At 65.5% G+C, this 16,963-nt stretch carries 9 protein-coding genes; 1 reads left to right on the forward strand and 8 read right to left on the reverse strand.

Features of this window, described 5'->3' with window-relative positions; genetic code table 11:
* Positions 1–154: 154 nt before the first annotated feature.
* The 5 genes from HY019_RS00795 to HY019_RS00815 form a co-directional block, all read right to left on the reverse strand.
* On the reverse strand, positions 155–3,847 hold the full coding sequence (locus HY019_RS00795) for a filamentous hemagglutinin N-terminal domain-containing protein (RefSeq protein ID WP_290687572.1): 3,693 nt from the start codon (positions 3,845–3,847) through the stop codon (positions 155–157).
* A 15-nt stretch (positions 3,848–3,862) separates the two neighbouring features.
* Positions 3,863–5,575, reverse strand: a complete 1,713-nt coding sequence (locus tag HY019_RS00800) for a ShlB/FhaC/HecB family hemolysin secretion/activation protein (protein WP_290687573.1) — start codon at positions 5,573–5,575, stop codon at positions 3,863–3,865.
* A 1-nt stretch (position 5,576) separates the two neighbouring features.
* Positions 5,577–7,718, reverse strand: a complete 2,142-nt coding sequence (locus HY019_RS00805) for a CHAT domain-containing protein (protein ID WP_290687574.1) — start codon at positions 7,716–7,718, stop codon at positions 5,577–5,579.
* Positions 7,719–7,870: 152 nt separating this feature from the next.
* On the reverse strand, positions 7,871–9,658 hold the full coding sequence (locus tag HY019_RS00810; RefSeq protein ID WP_290687576.1) for a hybrid sensor histidine kinase/response regulator: 1,788 nt from the start codon (positions 9,656–9,658) through the stop codon (positions 7,871–7,873).
* 38 nt (positions 9,659–9,696) lie between these two features.
* Positions 9,697–10,362 carry a response regulator transcription factor gene (locus HY019_RS00815; RefSeq protein ID WP_290687578.1) on the reverse strand — a complete coding sequence of 222 codons (666 nt, stop codon included), beginning with the start codon at positions 10,360–10,362 and terminating at the stop codon, positions 9,697–9,699.
* Between the two features lie 201 nt (positions 10,363–10,563).
* On the opposite strand from HY019_RS00815, the gene HY019_RS00820 reads away from it, so the two are divergent.
* Positions 10,564–12,210, forward strand: coding sequence for a peptide chain release factor 3 (locus tag HY019_RS00820; RefSeq protein WP_290687580.1), 1,647 nt, complete (start codon positions 10,564–10,566; stop codon positions 12,208–12,210).
* Positions 12,211–12,287: 77 nt separating this feature from the next.
* Here the strand turns inward: HY019_RS00820 and HY019_RS00825 are convergent, their stop codons facing one another.
* From HY019_RS00825 to HY019_RS00835, 3 genes are all read right to left on the reverse strand, one after another.
* Positions 12,288–14,957, reverse strand: a complete 2,670-nt coding sequence (locus tag HY019_RS00825; RefSeq protein WP_290687582.1) for a calcium-binding protein — start codon at positions 14,955–14,957, stop codon at positions 12,288–12,290.
* 128 nt (positions 14,958–15,085) lie between these two features.
* Complete coding sequence (locus tag HY019_RS00830; RefSeq protein ID WP_290687584.1) at positions 15,086–15,502, reverse strand: YidB family protein; 417 nt, start codon at positions 15,500–15,502, stop codon at positions 15,086–15,088.
* Between the two features lie 81 nt (positions 15,503–15,583).
* Positions 15,584–16,825 (reverse strand): HD-GYP domain-containing protein, encoded by a 1,242-nt coding sequence (locus HY019_RS00835; RefSeq protein WP_290687586.1) that lies wholly within the window; start codon positions 16,823–16,825, stop codon positions 15,584–15,586.
* Positions 16,826–16,963 lie beyond the last annotated feature (138 nt).

Here is a 16,963-nt window from a genome sequence, read left to right on the forward strand (position 1 = left end):
CCGACTCTTCACTGCGTTATCAGAGGATGACACGCACTTTAGGTTCGAGAAGAGGGCCTCACACCTGCCAAAAGTCATGTGCAGCTGAAGGGGGGCTGAAACTAGGGGGTTGCGTTGCGCCGGGCACCACATCCCCCCTGTTTCTTGACCCTCGTCAGAAGGCCGAGCAGTTGCCGTCGGCCTGCACGCCCGAGCAGTTGCTCAGCTGGGCGCCGCGGCGCACCTTGGTCCACTCCAGCGAGAGCGGGTCAGCCCCACCCGCGCCTGCCGTGGCTGCGGCCAGCGTGTTGGCTGGCGTGCACAGCTGCGGGCGCGAGAACTGGCCGTGCAGGTAGACGTCGGTGCGCAGCTCGTTGAGGGCATCCACGGACTCGAAGGGCAGCTTGGGGCGGTCTTCGGGCGGGAGGTAAGGCCCCTCGTTGCGGTTGGTCGTGAAGTTGATGGCCAGCGGCACAAAGGCATTGCTCGCGGTGTCGCCCGTGTTCACGCTGTAACCCATGGCCGTGGCCGTGGTCGTGGACTGCGGCAGGGACTGCGCATTGATCTGTGGCGCCAGCACACCGTTGTTGAAGATGGCGCTGCTGATCTGGTTACCCGGGTTGTTCAACTGGACCTTGCTGCCCGGCGCGCCGATCACCTGAAGCGAAGCCACGTTGATGGGCCCGCTTTGCGTGATGTCACCGGCCGTGGCCAGCGTCAGGTTGAGCGCAGGGTTTGCTCCGGTCTGGGCGCCCAGGTCGATGCCGCCAGGCGCTGGGGCGGCGGCCGCAGCGGTCTTGTTGCCACTGCCGCTGCCACTGGCCGAGGCGCTCGCCTGCTCGTTCTGGTTCTGCAGCGTCACCTTGCCAGCGCCGTTGAGGGCGCCATCTTCCACGCTGATCTGCCCCGAATGGACGTTCGAGCCGATGACGGTGGTCACCCCAGCCGAGACGCCAGGGTTCACCGCCGCGTTGAACCAGCCTGGCTGCACGATGAAGTTGGTGGGGATGGCGCCCGCCACTGTGCCCACGCGGATCGCCGTAGCCGTGGCTTCGGTGAGATTGCCGTCCGCGCTCACACCGGCCGGCCGGAAGTTGAGGCGGCCGTTTGTGTTGAACGTGGGCGTGCCCAGGTTCAAGGCCTGCGGCGCGGCGGCATCGGCACTGGCGCCCATCACGATGTCGGCGTTCGATGCAATCAGGGCACCACTCGTGGATGCCTGGTCATAGACCTGGATGCCAGGCTGACCTGCATCCACCTGGATGCCCGCGCCGGCAGAGCCCACCGACTGCCCCACGATCGTGATCTGCTGGCCGGGGTTGACGCCGCTGGTGGTGACCAGCAAGTCATTGGCCCGCACGCCATAGGTATCGGCCAGGCCCGTCAGGGTGGCCCCCGCCTCACGCACACCACGCCCCAGGATGCGCACGGAACCCTGGCCGGCATTGAGTGTCACGCCCGCGCCGATGTCCACCCCGATGGGCTGCTCCCTGAAGGGCACCGTGCGACCGCCTTCGGACACGCCGCGGATGTCGATGACACCCTTGTCGGTGCTGATGGTCGTGTTGGCCAGGCTGACACCGGCCACCGAGGTGCTGTTGCCCAGGATGGTGACGTTGCCAGCGTCGATGGTCGTGCCGCCGCCAATGGCCACACCGATCTGGCTGGCCACGGTCGTATCGAGGCTGACGCTGTCGCCCGCCACGCCGCCCGAACCCTTGACGAGCACGTCGCCGCGGCCAGCACTGCCAACGGTGCTGATCACCGTGCCATTGATGGACACACCCGGATTGCCATTGACGGACGCGGTACCCGCAACGGCCGGGTTCGTCGCGCCAATCAGATTGAGGTTGCCGCCATTGGTCTGGATGACGATGCCACCTTCGGGTGCAACTTCCAGGCCCTGCCTGGTATCCACAGACCGGCTCGCGCCATCCAGAATCACGCTGCCTTTACCCGTACCGTAGGAATCGGCCATCAACGACACATTGAGTGGGCCCGCTGTCGAGGCCACGGTGACACCACCCTCCACCGTCAGATCACCCGCAGATTGCAGGTGGAGCCGGTTGCCGCCCAGCCCTTCACTTTGTTGGATCTGCGTCCCGCTGGCGACGGTCAAGACGCCCCCACTCAGGTTCACGGTCGCCTTGGTATCAGCCGCCAAGGCCTTGAAACTGGTCGAGATGGCCACATTGCCACCGCTGTTGAGCACAGCGTTGATGTCGGTATCGGTGATGTAGGTCTCGGACTGGTTGCTACCCTGGCTGACACTGGGCACGTTGGCGCCGATGGTCAGGCCCGGCGCATACACGGACCACACGCCACCGACGGCCCCCGCCGCCCGCGCGCCCACCAAGATGCTGGCGCGGCCCAGGTTGACGTCCTGGACGTTGACATAGGTGCCCACGGTGTCGACGGTGCCGCCGTTGCCGCCGTTGACACCACCACGCGCTTGCAAGGTGCCATAGACGCGCACCGTGCCGATGTTGGCATCGTTGCTCAACTGCGCCTCAGTCAGCCCATCGAAGCTGGACAACGTGATCCGCCCGCCGCTGCCGTTGTCGGTCGCGTCGGCAGACAGCGTCGAGCTGGATTCAACCCGAATGAGGCTGCTGGATTCGCTGCCCGTGACCGTGGCGTTGTTCAGCGTGATCGTGCCACCACCCAACGGGCCCTCAGCCAGCAATTGGGCACTGCCACCATCACGGTTGCCCACCATCACGGTCGAGGCCGACATCAGGATGCTGCCGGCCAGTGAGCGGGCATCTTTGGCACTGACGTCAATGGTGCCGGAGTTCATGGCCGCGGCGTCAGGGCCTTCAGCGATCAGCTTGACCGTGCCTTGCCCACCGTTGACGCCATTGGCACGGATGGTACCGGCGTTGAAGACGCCCGCAAGCGAGCCTTCGGTGACGAGGCCACTGAGCCTGGTGGGGTCCCCGAACACATTGCCCCCAAACCCATCGCCCTTGGTCTGCAAGGTCACGGTGCCGTTGGGCGCATCCAGTGTGCCGGTGTTGACCACCGAGCGGCCGGTGAAGTCCGTGACCTGGCCTGGCACCGATGCATCGGCCACGGTGCTGAGCTTGATGTAGCCGCTGTCACCGATGTTGGCCTCGACCGTGGCGCCGGCCACCAGGGTGATGTCGCCACCCGAGCCCACAGAGATGCCACCGGCGTTGCGCACACCGCGGTCACCGATCAGCATCACGCCGCCACCATCGGTGGCCGTGAGCGTGGCGCCCTTTTCGATCTCGACCACAGGGCTGCCATACGAACCATAGCCATAACCCGATGCGCCAGCGGTGAACACCACGTGGGTGTCGGCGAACAGCTTGGCGTAGTTGTTGGCCACATAGTCTGAAGACAGATCCAAGGCGGACATGACCAGACTCGCTGCACTGACGCTGCCCGTGGCGCCAACGTAGATGCCATTGGGGTTGATCACGAACAGGCGGTCATTGGCCGTGATGCGGCCATAGATGTAGCTGGGGTCTTGCCCCAAAGAACGCAGCACCGTCAGTGAGCTGGCCGTGGGGGCGAACACCTCGACACTGGCATTGCGGCCTACGCTCAAGCCGGAGATCTGGTACTGACCGTTGGCGGTGCTTCGGCTGACTTCAACCACGCCCGTGGCGGTGCTCTGGTTGATGGTGAGCGTGACTGCACCGTTGGCGGAGGTCGACACATTCGAGGTGATGCCGCCGTAGGTGTTGCCCACCTCCGGCACAGTCTGGGCATCGATGGTGCGCGAGGGCAACACCGCCAGGGTCGCCGAGGCATACCCCGCCGCGCACAAGGCGATCATCAGAGGGCGCAGGCGGACGAGAGCCCGGCTGTGGCGCTTGGAGGAAGAAAGAGTCTGCATCACGAGCCTCATGAATCAAAAGGCATGCTGGGCTTGCACGAACACACGAACCTTGTCGTTGCCCGGCTCGGTCTCGACGGCGCGCTGGCCACGCCAGGCCACGGTGGCCTTGATGGTGGCGATGTCGGGGTAGCTGATGGCCAACCCCAGCCCGGCCCCGCGCAACTGGATGTCGTTGCTGCTGAAGTTGACCGGATCGGTATCGCGCTCACGGCGGCCCTTGGCCCAGTCGTACAGCGCGAACACGGTCCAGTTCGGGTTGAGCCACAAACGCAGTTCGCTGGTGAACAGGGTGGCTTCGTCAGAGGCACCTTCAGATGATGGGTAGGCACGCACACCGCGCGGGCCGCCCAGGGACATCTTCTCGGCCGGGTCCAGGTTGCGCGAGGCCAGTTGCTGGCTCAAACTGGCGTACAGCGACACCTGGCGCGCCACAGCCTGCAGGCGCGAGTACTGCAACTCGACCTTGCCGAAGGCACCCGCGTGCCCCAGCTCACCCAGGCTGTCGTCCCAGGCCTGGTCGTCCTGTGAGTTCAGGCGCAGGCGGCCCCAGTGGAACTGGGCCGAAGCGCCGTTGAAGCCGCCGCCCATCCAGCCATCGCGGGACTCCATGTTCAGGCCGGCCACGGCCCCGCGCACGTGCTTGCTGTAGACCTGCTCACCCAGGAAGGGCAGCGTGAGGTGGTCGCGCAGGTACTTTTCGTCGTAGCCCAGACGGGCCACCACCGTGCGGTTGCGGGCGCGCACCAGGGGATAGCTGAGGTTGACCTCGGCCACATCGGCGGTGCCATAAGGGTTCAGCTCGGCAAATTCACCGCGCAAGGCGTAGTTGACCTGGGCATAGGCCATGGACAGGCGCGCGGGGGTGTAGCCCACGGGCATCTCATACGCGATGCGGCCTACCTTGACGCCACCACCCGTGCTTTGCACGGCCTGCAGGTCCAGGTTGTCGCCGATCTTCAGGGGGTTGTTCAAGCGGAACAGGCCCGTGGCACGCCAGCGGCCGGCGTAGCTCACGCCCTGGTTGTCCACGGCCAGCGAGGCATCCCAGGCGCGGCGCGGCGTCACCTGGATGGCCAGGTTGTAGGTGCCTTCGTCACCCGAGGGCGACAAGGTGGCCTTGGCCTGCACGCCCGGGCTGTCGTTGAGCGCGAACATGACGCGCTCCAGCGACTGGGTGTTGAGCAGGCGGCCCGAGCCCAGGCAGAAGGTGTTGAGCAGGCCCCGCACGCGGGCTTCGCTCACGGGGGCGTCGGCGCCCAGCGGCACCTGGACGCGGGCCAGCTTGGGCTCGACCACCTCGACCTTGAGCACGCCCTGGCTGACGTCCTGTGTGGGGAAACCGATGGAGGCCAGGCCCAGGCCGGCGTCTTCATAGCGCTTGCGCAGGGCCCCGATCAGGGCGGACAGATCACCCTCGGACATCGTCTTGCCGACATAGGGCTCGGCCAGCATCGAGAGCTGCTGGGGCGTGAAGGCGGTGGCACCCTGGACCTCGAAGCGGCGCAGCACGAAGCTGACGGCCGGGGCCTTGTCAACGGGTGCGGTGGCCTCCAGTGGGGCCACATTGGGCAAGGCCGGCATGGCGGGCTCGGTGGGCACATCACGCAGGATGTCGCCCGCGCGGGGCGCCGGGGAGGCGGCGGCCACCTGGGCCTGCGCCGTGCCCAGCGGGAGCAGCGCGGCCATCAGGGCCAGCGGGACAAAAGATACGGCTGCACGTGACATCTCAGCTTCCTAGTTGCATGCGGCCATTGCCGATCACGTTGAAGGGGGCCCAGAAGAAGGGGTGGGCAAAACGGCGGCGCTTCTGCACCTCGGTCTGCGCCGTGCGCATCGCGTCCATCAGGTCGGCACCTTCGCTCATGGACTGGTACATGCGGGTCATCAGCGCTTCGGTGGAGTCGTCGGCCACCGGCCACAGGGAGGCGACCATGCTGCTGGCACCGGCCGACAGGAAGGAGCGGGTGAAGCCCACGATCTCGTCACCCTTTTGCACCTTGCCCAAGCCGCTTTCGCAGGCCGACAGGGTGACCAGGCTCACGCTGTGCATGTCCAGGCCGTAGACCTCTCGGGCTTCGAGCAGGCCGCGGTCCTGGCCGTCATTGGCCAGCAGGATGCGCGAGAACAGCGGGTCCACATCGTCGACCTCGGCGTGCGCGGCCACGTGCAGCACCGCCGACTGGTTGGCGCGCAGCTTGAAGGTCATCTTGGTGGCATCACGCTGCACGAAGATCTGCTTTTGCTTGAACAGCGCGGAGACCTCGTTGACCTCGCGCTCGGCACCCGGCAGGGGCACGTTCTCTTGCGTGGCGGGGTTGCCAAAAGCCAGCAAGGCGCTGACGGTCTTGCTCGGGCGCGACCAGAGCTGGCCACCGACCGAGGCAGAAGGCCACACAGCGATGGCGGTGCGCGCGATCAGGTAGCCCTGGCCGTCATGCAGGGCCTGGAAGGGCAGGTAGTGCAAGGGGCCATGCGGCACGATGAACAGGCGCGTGGTGGCATTGGCACCGTCACCCAGCTTCACCGAGCCCATCAGCTTGTTGTAGAGCGCCTGGCCTTGTGCATCGACATCGCGCTTGCGCTCGATGATGCTGCGGCGGAACTCGTCCACCTCGCGTGCCAGGGCCGCTTGCGGCAGGGCCAGGGCCCGGCCTTCGAAGCTGTTGGCACGGATCGTCCAGACCACGAGCTGGTCGCCCACGGCGTGGAACTCCAGCACGCCTTCATCGGGGCGCAGCAGGGCTTGCAACTGGGGCAGCGACAGGCGCCCGCCCAGCGCATCATCGGCACGGCCACGGACTGAGTCCAGCAACTGGCGCGAGCGCGAGTCTTCGGACAGGTTCCAGGCGGTGACGAAGTCCTTTTGCTCGACGGCCAGGGCCAGCGCCTGGTCGAACACGGCTTGCAGGTCACCGAACAGGCCAGTGCGGAATTCCTCGCTGCGGAACTTGGCGCGCAGGCCGTTGGCCAGGGTGGTGGCCTTCAGGAAGGCGGCCAGGGCTTGCGGCTTGTCGTTGCGCTTGAGGTGCACCTTGCCCACACCCACCAGGGCCCACAGGCGCTGGTATTCGGAGTCGGCGGTCTGGTCACCGGTGGCGATCTGGTCGTACACGGCCAGGGCGGCTTCGGGCTGGTCATCGGCCAGCAGGGCGGCAGCGCGGCTGCGCAGGTAGAAGTTGGCGAGCGCGGCGCGGGCCTCGGGGCCGATGGCATCAAGCTGTTGCAGGGCCTGCTTGGGCTGACCCGAGGCGTTGAGCGCATTGGCCAGAGACACCAAGATCTGCGGGCGGTAGCGCTCGCTGGCTGTTTTCAAGGCATCGTTGTACTCGGTGATGGCGACGGCCTGGTTGCCACGGCGGGCGGCCACGTCACCCAGGATCTTGTGCGCGGGCGCCAGCACCTGCTCGGGGCTGGCACCAGGGAACAGCAGGGCGCTGCGAGCGTACTGCTCGGCCTCGTCGATCTTGCCGGCGTACAGGTAGGCCATGGCCAGGTCACGGTGGGCCAGGGCCTGCAAGTCGGGCTTCTTGTCGCGCTCGCCCAGGAACAGGGCCTTGCTGGCCGCGCGGATGCTCTGGCGGAAGTCCCCTTGCTCGGCCAGGCTGGTGGCCTGCCCGCAATACGCGTAGCCGTCGAGCTTGATGACATCGCGGTCCAGCAGGGCCTGACCTTCGTTGACCAGGGTGCGCGGCTGGGTGGCCTCGCGCACACGCAGCAAGGCCTGGGCCGTCTGGCGGCCTTCGGCATCCCCGCCGACATTGGCCTGGGCCATGGCTGCCCCGCTGGCGAGCGTCAGCACGGCCAAGGTCAAGGTGGACAGGAGGCCCGCAGGCCGCCTGGCTGATTCAAACAGTGTTCGCCGCGGCATCCGGGCTCCCCTCAAAAGCACAGCAAAAGGTGCAGACAAAATTGCAGGCACAAGGCCGCAGACTATGAACTAGTTCACACTCAGGCAAGTGACCTAGGTGACGATCCCCCAAGGGCTAGGGGTGGGTTACCCCTGGACCACGGGGGCCCGGCTCAGGACAGCTGCCGCAACATGGAAAACAGCTCCTTGGGCAAAACGGGCTTGAACAGCACACGGTGCCCGCTGTCGTGCACCCGTTTGACCTGGTCCGGCGAGGTGTCCCCCGTGACCAGCACGGCCGGGATCTGGTAGCCCAGCACATGGCGGATGGCGTTGATGGCCTGCAGGCCGTCCTCGCCATTGCGCAACCTCAGGTCGGACAGCACGGCGTGGATGGGCTCGGGGTGGTTGGCCGCCAGCAGGCAGGCCTCGTTGATGTTGCTGGCCACCAGCACCTCGTAATCCCACTCCCGCAGCAGCAAGGCCATGCTGTCGCGGATGTCTTCTTCGTCGTCGATGAACAGCAGCGTGCGGGCATTGCCGATGGGCGAGGGCACGGTCTCGGCTTCGAGGTTCATGCCATGCAGCGCGTTCAGGTCGGTCTGCGGCACGGCCAGGCGGATCATCGTGCCCTTGCCGACGGTGGAGGCCACGGTCAGCGGGTGGTTGAGCAGCAAGGCCAGACGCTTGACGATGGCCAGGCCCATGCCCAGGCCCCGGTTGCGGTCACGCTCGGGGTTGTGCAACTGGTAGAACTCGTCGAACACGCGGGGCAGCTCGGCCTCGGGGATGCCGATGCCGGTGTCCCAGACTTCGATGTTGACGTTGGGGCCCGAGTTGCGGGCCACCACGACGATGCCGCCATCACGGGTGTACTTGATGGCGTTCTGGATCAGGTTGCTGAGGATGCGCTCCAGCAGCTGGGGGTCGCTGGTGACGTGCTTGCCACCGGGCTTGAAGCGCAGGTGCAGCCCGGCCCCCTCGGCCTGGCCGGCAAAGTGCATGTGCAGGCGGCGGAACACATCGCGGATCGGGAAGGACTGCAGCTGCGGCTCCACTACGCCGGCGTCCAGCTTGGAGATGTCCAGCATGGCATTGAAGGAGCGGTCCAGCGACTCGATGCAGCGGTTGAGGTTGCTGACCAGCGGCGCCTCGGAGGTGCCGGCCAGGCGCTTTTCCAGGGCGCTGGCGAACAGGCCGAGCGCGTGCATGGGCTGGCGCAGGTCATGGCTGGCCGAGGCCACGAAACGGCTCTTTTCCTTGTCGGCCTGGGCCGCCAGGGTCATCTGGTGGCGCAACTGGGCCACCAGCTCGGCGTTGTCGAACTGGGCTTTCAGGGCCTTGACCAGCAGCGCGTTCTGCCCGAAGGCAAAGGCCAGGTTCACCCCCAGGTAGGCCAGCGAGAAGATGGCCAGCGGGCTTTTGAGCGGCGCATCGAACCAGAGCAGCAGGACCGGCAAGGGCAGCAACAAAGGCAGCAGCCAGGCCCAGATCGCGGGGCGGTAGGCCACGATGACCCCGATGCCGCCCGAGCCCATGCCCAGCATCACCAGCATCATCAGGCAAACGGTGGCCAGATCGGGCGTGGGCAGCACGAACAGGGGCGCCGAACCCCAGACCAGCCCCGACGCCAGCAAGCCGACCATGAAACGCCGACGCCACACCAGCATGCGCTGCCAGGCGCGGTCGTCCCGCTGGTAGACCCAGCCATTGAGGATGCGCACGGCCTGGGTGGCATGCACCATGGCCGCCCAGATCAGCACGAGGCGGTCGCCGGTGTAGGCCAGATAGGCCACCCAGAAGGTCATCGCCGTGACGATGGCGCCCGCCGAGGTGAACCAGTTCGTGCTGTAGAGCGCGTGGATCTGCGCCAGCAGCAGGTCGTTGCGCTGCTGGCTGTTGCTCTCGGCAATGAGCTCGGACGCGCTCGGGCCCGTGTCCTGGGCAATGCGGTAGGTCACGCGCGGGCCGCCGTGGTCAGCAAGACATCAGCACGGCATCAGCGGAAAAGGCTGATCAGGTGCGAGCGGGACTTGACGTCCAGTGCCAACAGGATGGTCGAGACGTAGTTCTTGACCGTGCCCAGCGACAGCTTGGTGGAGTTGCTGATTTCCTGGTTGGAGCAGCCCGACAGCACCAGCTCGAGGATTTCGAGGTGGCGCGGGCCCAGCTCGGCCACGCGGTCATAGCTGGACGCCGAGGGCGCACGCGGAAAGCGCACGGCCGAGGCACCGGCGGGCGTGGCCACGGCCGCGGCATAGGAGTATTCGGTCAGCAGGCCGACGATGCTGGAGCGGGTCAGCGAAGGGGAATAGGCCTTGGGCAGGTAACCCACGGCGCCCAGCCCCTTGGCCTGGCCGATGACGAACTCATCTTGCGTGCCGCTCATGACGGCCACGCGCGCCTGAGGGTAAGCCTCGATGAACTGGCGCAGGCCCTGCAGGCCCTTGCAGTCGGCCATGTTCAGGTCCAGCAGGACCAGGGCCACATCGGGCTCGGCACCGTACAGCCGCATGGCGTCATGCAGGTTGTCGGCTTCCAGCCAGTGGATTTTCATGTCCTCGACCTCGTTGAGGACGGTCCGCAGACCGACCCGCACCAGGTCGTGGTCGTCCACAAGCAGGACTTTGAACGTGCCCAGAGGCGGGGGTTGAACGGATCCCATGATGTGGTCGTGACTACGCTGATCGGACATGGCAGCCTTTGAGTTTCACGGATGTTCCACGGCAGAACAATCCCTAACTTGTCACGCCCATTTTGCATGACGGAAACGACAACCCGGTGAAGCAGCCCCGCCCCCTGCCTCAGGCTGCCCTCAGTTCGGCCGAATCAGCTAGCATGTCGGGTTCGCCCGGAGCTCCTTGTCGTGTCTACCTCTGCATCCCCATCGCCGTCTTCGCCGTTCGCGCCCGAAACCGGCCGCCGTCGCACGTTCGCCATCATTTCCCACCCTGACGCCGGTAAGACCACGCTGACGGAAAAGCTGCTGCTGTTCTCGGGCGCCATCCACATCGCGGGTGCCGTGAAGGGGCGCAAGGCCTCGCGCCATGCCACATCCGACTGGATGGAAATCGAAAAGCAGCGCGGGATCTCGGTGGCCTCGTCCGTCATGCAGATGCTGTACCGCGACCACGTGGTCAACCTGCTGGACACCCCGGGCCACAAGGACTTCTCGGAAGACACCTACCGCGTGCTGACGGCCGTGGACTCGGCCCTGATGGTGATCGACGCGGCCAACGGTGTGGAAGCGCAGACCAAGCGCCTGATCGAGGTGTGCCGCCAGCGCGACACGCCCATCATCACCTTCGTCAACAAGATGGACCGCGAAGGCCGCGACCCGCTCGAATTGCTCGATGAGGTCGAGCAGGAGCTGGGCATGCCCTGCGTGCCGATGACCTGGCCGGTGGGCCAGGGCAAGACCTTTGGCGGCATCGTCAACCTGCGCACGCAGAGCATGCGCCTGTTCGACGCCGGTGCCGACAAGCGCGGCGGCGACGACGAGGTCGTGCCCCTGAGTGAGCGCGACAAGCTGCACGCCCGCTTTGGCCACGACTGGGAACTGGCCGAGGCCAATATGGAGCTGATGGCCGAAGCCGCCCCCACCTTCGATCTGGACCTGTTCCTGGCCGCCAAGCAGACCCCGGTGTTCTTCGGCTCGGCCGTGAACAACTTCGGTGTGCAGGAGGTGCTGGACGCCCTGGTGGACCTGGCCCCCTCGCCCCGCCCTCGCCTGTCAACCGAAAAGGACGGCTCGCACACCGAGATCCTGCCCGAGATGGAGAACTTCTCGGGCGTGGTGTTCAAGGTGCAGGCGAACATGGACCCCTCGCACCGTGACCGCATTGCCTTTGTGCGCGTGTGCTCGGGCAAGTACACCCCGGGCATGAAGCTCAAGGTGCAGCGCTCGGGCAAGGAGCTGCGCCCCACCTCGGTGGTGACCTTCCTGTCACAACGCCGCGAAGCGGTGGACGAGGCCTTTGCTGGCGACATCATCGGCTTCACCACGCACGGCGGCGTGCAGCTGGGCGACACCATCACCGATGGCATCACCCTGCAGTACACCGGCCTGCCCTTCTTTGCGCCCGAGCTGTTCCAGACAGTCGAGCTGGCCAACCCCATGAAGAGCAAGCAGCTGCAAGCCGGCCTGCTGCAACTGGGTGAAGAAGGCGCGATCCAGGTCTTCCGGCCCGAAGTGGGCGGCTCGATGCTGCTGGGTGCGGTCGGCCAGCTGCAGTTCGAAGTGGTGCAGCACCGCCTGAAGGCCGAATACGGCGTGGACATCCGCCTGATGCCCTGCCGCTTCGTGGGCGCCCGCTGGATCACGGCCGACACACCCGAAGCCATGAAGAAGTTCACCGACGAGAACGCCAGCAAGCTGGCGCTGGACGCCGCCGACACCCTGGCCTACATGATGACCTCGGCGTATGACCTGCGCCTGACGGCCGAGCGCCACCCGCTGGTGCACTTCCACCCACTGCGTGAGCATGCGGGGCTGAGCCTGTCGACACAGTAAGGCGCGAGCCGCGCCACAAACGCAGTGGGGCCCCGAGGGGCCCCACGTGTTTCTGACGTTTCCCGCTTATGCAGGGCTCACGCCCAGCTGGACGCAATCAGCTTGGTGATGCTGGCTGGCGTATCGGCCGGCAGGGTGGTTGAGGCCATGGCCGACGGCGTGAACGACGCCATGGCATTGACCAGGTTGTTGACCTTGGCGGCGCTCAGGGACTTGCCATCACCCAGCGCCGTGATCTTCTCGACCCGGTTGGCGCTGCTCACAAACCAATCCTGGATGGTCGCCGTGTCGGTCGTGCCGATGATGCTGATGTCCAGGTTGTTGCCCGAGCGCGTGAACCACAGCTGATTGGACTTGGCGTCACCCACCTTGAGCAGGTCGGCGTTGAACCAGGTGCTGTCGGTGTCGACGATGGTGTCCTGCCCATCGCCGCGGTTGAACAGGTAGGTGTCGTTGCCCTTGCCGCCCACCAGCAGGTCCTTGCCCTTGCCGCCGGCCAGCACATCGTTGCCTGCCAGGCCGGTCAAGGTGTCATCGCCCACCCCACCGGTCAAGGTGTCCTTGCCTGCGGTGCCGGTGAGGTTCAACGACGTGCGCAATTGGCCCAGTGTGGCAGAGCTGCCATCGGCGCCGAAGTTGACGACGAGCGCATCGAGCTGGCTGACATGGTCCAGCGTGATGCTGTCGGTGCTGCCCTTGATGCCGATGGTCAGCGTGTCGGCGCCTGAGGCCCCCAGCTTGCCAAACACCAGGTCGCCCCGGACGATGCTGGCGTCCAGCGCGATGGTGTCGGTGGCGTCGGCATGGATGAGGTCCTGGCCGTCACCGCGCGCAAAGTTGAAGGTGTCGACGCCGTCGCCGCCTGTGAGTTCGTCGTTGCCCAGGCCACCACGCAGGTAATCACCACCAGCGCCACCGAAAAGGGTGTCATTGCCCGCGCCACCGTACATGGTGTTGGCCAGGTCATTGCCGGTGATGCGGTTGGCCAGGTCATTGCCTTCTACGGTGGGCAAGGCCATGCCATCGTTGACCAGGGTCAGGTGTTCGACGTTGTCGGGCAGCACATAGCTGCCGCCGGTGAACCAGGCGCTCAAGATGCCATGCAAACGAATTTCGTCCGTGCCTTCCGCAGCGTTCTCCATGACCGACTCACGGATGAACTGTGTTGGGTGACTGCCCGTGTAGGGGTCGTAATAAACCTCGTAGCCCGCGTAAATGTCGTACACATCATTGCCCACGCCACCGTACAGCGTGTCACGGCCATGCGCCTCCAGGCTGTCATTGCCCTCCAGTCCGTAGAGTGTCGAACCGTTGGCCGACGGCCCTTGGTCCTGCACGATCAGCACATTGGCCTTGTCATTGCCCGTACCCGTGCTGCCAGGCGTGGCCACGGTGAGGTTCTCGACGTTGGCTGTCAGGGCCCAGTTGGCCGCGCTGCTGATGATCGTGTCGGTGCCTTGGTCCGCATCTTCGTTGACCTTGTCACCAGCTTGATCCACGTAGTACACGTCGTCGCCCAGACCGCCCGCCATGGTGTCAGCGCCAAAACCACCATTGAGCGTGTCATTGCCACCCAGCGCTGTGATCTGGTCATTGGCAGCCAGGCCCGTGAGCGAATCGGCGCCGTCCGTGCCGATGATGGGCGCAGGTTGCGCCAGCGCCAGCAGATCGGCCCCGCTCAGGCTGCCGCCGCTGGCCCAGTTCACGGCCAGGCCACTTTGCCATTGGTCGATCTGATCCAGTGTGATGCTGTCACCCGTGGCATTGAGCTGCAGGACCAGCTTGGCCTCGCCGTTGGCCGCCCAGGCCACATGCAGGTCGGCACGGTTGAGGTCCGCAGCCAGGGTGATGGTGTCGGCCGCATCGGCATGGATGAGGTCCTGCCCGTCGCCCGCGGCGAAGCGGTAGGTGTCGGCGCCGGCCTCACCACTGAGCACGTCGTTGCCGATGCCGCCAACCAGGGTGTCGTCGCCCAGGCCGGCCAACAAGGTGTCATTGCCAGCCATGCCGGACAAGGTGTTGCCCTGATCGGTGCCCGTCAGGACGTTGCCCATGTCGTTGCCGGTGGCCGACAAGGCGGCGCCCGTCAAGGTGAGGTTCTCCAGGTAGTCGCCCAGGCTGTAGTCCACCGAAGAGAACACCTGGTCCACGTCACTGTAGGTGTAGAAGGAGGATGAGTACTGCCAGTCCTGGGCCGCGCCTTCCCCCTCGATGCGGTCGCCGGCGTTGTCGATGTAGTACACATCGGCGCCCGCCCCACCCGACATCGTGTCCGCGCCCGAGCCACCGTCCAGCGTGTCGTTGCCATCGCCGGCGATCAGCTTGTCGTTGCCGCCGCCACCGCTCATGGCATGGCTGTCAAAGAAATAGTAGCCACCAAGTTGCGAGGTGCCATGGGGGCCGTAGATCGTGTACAGGCCTGTCTGCTTGGCAGACTGCCCGATCAACACATTGTCCTGGTCATTGCCGCCTACGGTGATGGGCCTGTAGGTGTACAAATTGGTCATGGCCTGGACGGTCAGGTTCTCGACGCTGCCAGGCAGGGTGTAGTCCACGGTGCTGATGACCGTGTCCACGCCGTCGTTCAAACCGTTGTATTCCTGGACAACGTCACCGGTGTTGTCGACCAGATAGGTGTCGTTGCCGGTGTCGCCAGTGAGTGTGTCCACGCCGACACCGCCGTCCAGCGTGTCGTCACCCGTGGTGCCAATGAGCTTGTCGTCGCCGCTTCCGCCTGTGATGACCATGTGGTCCTCCTTCTGATTTGTGTATATGAAGGCAGGCCTCATGGCCAGCCCGGCACAAGTCTAGGCAGGACGACAGCGCGAACGAAGCGGGATGACCCACCCCTCACATGCGGGGTGAGTTACAGCATTTACTTGAAAAGACCACCCAACATGCCGATGGCCGACTGCAAGGCATCACCGCCTTGCGGCACGGTGCCATCGGGGGTCACCTTGTCGACCACCTGAGGCAGCACTTGCGACAGGTGGCTGGTGATGGCCTCCGGGGACAGGCCCAGCTTCTGCGCCATGGCCTGCACCTGCGCGTTGCCCAGCACCGATTGCAGTTGCTCGGCCGAGATCGGCAGGTTCTGCCCGGTGCCAACCCACGACGAGATCACATTACCCAGGCCTTTCTGCTCGAAGGACTGGATCAAGCCCTGCAGCCCACCGGTCTGCGGGTTGTTGATCAGGCCCATCACGGCCTCCAGCAAAGCACCTTGCTGGCCTGGGGCACCGCCGCCCAGCGCACCGGCAACCTGACCGGCAATTGAATCAAACAAGCCCATGGCAGACTCCAGTCGGACAAGCAGCACAAGGCTTGCAAGATACACAAGCACGGTCCGCAGGGCAAGCAGAAAACCTGGCCCTCAGTTCGACGGCGGCATCCAGAACTGGTCGATGTTCTTGAAGCCCCAGGTCGCGGGTGACTCGCGCGACACGATCTGGTCGGTGGTGCTGCCATCGCCCAGGTCAATCAGTTGCGGCACGATGGGCTCGTTGGCCTTGGTCGAGAAGAACACGCGCACCACGGGGCTGAGCAGCGACTTGCCGCCCTGCTCCACCACCACGCCCAGCCGGCCGGACTTGAGCTTGACCAGCGAGCCCGTGGGGTAGATGCCCACGCTCTTGACGAAGGCCTGGAAGATGCGTTCGTCGAAGTGGCCGTCCTTGGCCCACTGCGCCATTTTCTGGACAGAGTCGGCCGGGTCCCAACCCGCCTTGTAGGGCCGGTTGGAGGTGATGGCGTCATACACGTCACACACCGCGCCCATCCGGGAGAAGAGGCTGATCTCCTCGCCCTTGAGGCCATGCGGGTAGCCTTTGCCGTTGATTTTCTCGTGGTGGTGCAGGCAGACATCCAGCGCGATGGGCCCCACGCCATTGCCTTCGACGAGCATGCGGTGCCCGGCCTCAGGGTGGCCTTTCATGATGGCGAACTCGGCCGGGGTCAGGGCGCCTGGCTTGTTGAGCACCTCCAGCGGCATCTGGGCCTTGCCCAGGTCATGCACCAGGCCGGCCAGGCCCGCCTCGCGGGTGTCCGCTTCATTGAGGCCCAGTTGCTTGGCCAGGGCCACCATCAGGGCGCACACGGCCACCGAGTGCATGTAGGTGTAGTCGTCGCTGGTTTTCAGTCGGGCCAGGCTGACGATGGCGCCGGGGTTGCGCGACACCGACTGGGTGATGTCGTCCACCAGGGGCAGGCAGTGTTCGGTGTCCACGGCCTTGCCCATGCGCACGTCGCTGAACATGGACTTCATGGCGCCGCGCGACTGCTCGACGATGCGCGAGGCCCGCGCGATTTCCTGCTGGAAGCTCACGCTCATGGCCAGCGGGGTCTCGTCCTCGTCCAGCTCCACGGCCTGGGTCACCGCCTCGGTGGACGAGACCTCGATGTCGTCCATCAGCTCCATGTGGGCGCCGGACGCGTCCACATCCAGCCCTTTGCTGGTGTCGATGATCACCTCCTTGACCACGGCCAGCTGCTTGAGCTGGCGGGCATCGGCGATCTTGAAGGAGGCACGCCAGAAAGGATGGTCCAGCCACGAGCCGCACACCTCATGGACATGCATGCCTATTCGCACTTGCTGGATCGGGATCTTCCTGAGCATGACGTGGTTCTGGCCGAGCCCCCACGTGGGGCCCTTTTGTGGGCATTTATCTGACGATGCTATGCCGAGCCGGGTGGCGTTGATCCGTCAAAAAGACCGGAGTTGCGGCATTTTGTCGATAACACGCGGCCTACAGAT

Source organism: Aquabacterium sp., assembly GCF_016195855.1.
Lineage (GTDB): Bacteria > Pseudomonadota > Gammaproteobacteria > Burkholderiales > Burkholderiaceae_C > Aquabacterium.

Excerpts from the sequence above, each read along its gene's own strand:
- HY019_RS00830 (WP_290687584.1), bottom strand. The coding sequence starts at position 15,502 with ATGGGCTTGTTTGATTCAATTGCCGGTCAGGTTGCCGGTGCGCTGGGC.
- HY019_RS00800 (WP_290687573.1), bottom strand. The coding sequence starts at position 5,575 with ATGTCACGTGCAGCCGTATCTTTTGTCCCGCTGGCCCTGATGGCCGCG.
- HY019_RS00835 (WP_290687586.1), bottom strand. The coding sequence starts at position 16,825 with ATGCTCAGGAAGATCCCGATCCAGCAAGTGCGAATAGGCATGCATGTC.
- HY019_RS00825 (WP_290687582.1), bottom strand. The coding sequence starts at position 14,957 with ATGGTCATCACAGGCGGAAGCGGCGACGACAAGCTCATTGGCACCACG.
- HY019_RS00805 (WP_290687574.1), bottom strand. The coding sequence starts at position 7,718 with ATGCCGCGGCGAACACTGTTTGAATCAGCCAGGCGGCCTGCGGGCCTC.
- HY019_RS00815 (WP_290687578.1), bottom strand. The coding sequence starts at position 10,362 with ATGGGATCCGTTCAACCCCCGCCTCTGGGCACGTTCAAAGTCCTGCTT.
- HY019_RS00795 (WP_290687572.1), bottom strand. The coding sequence starts at position 3,847 with ATGCAGACTCTTTCTTCCTCCAAGCGCCACAGCCGGGCTCTCGTCCGC.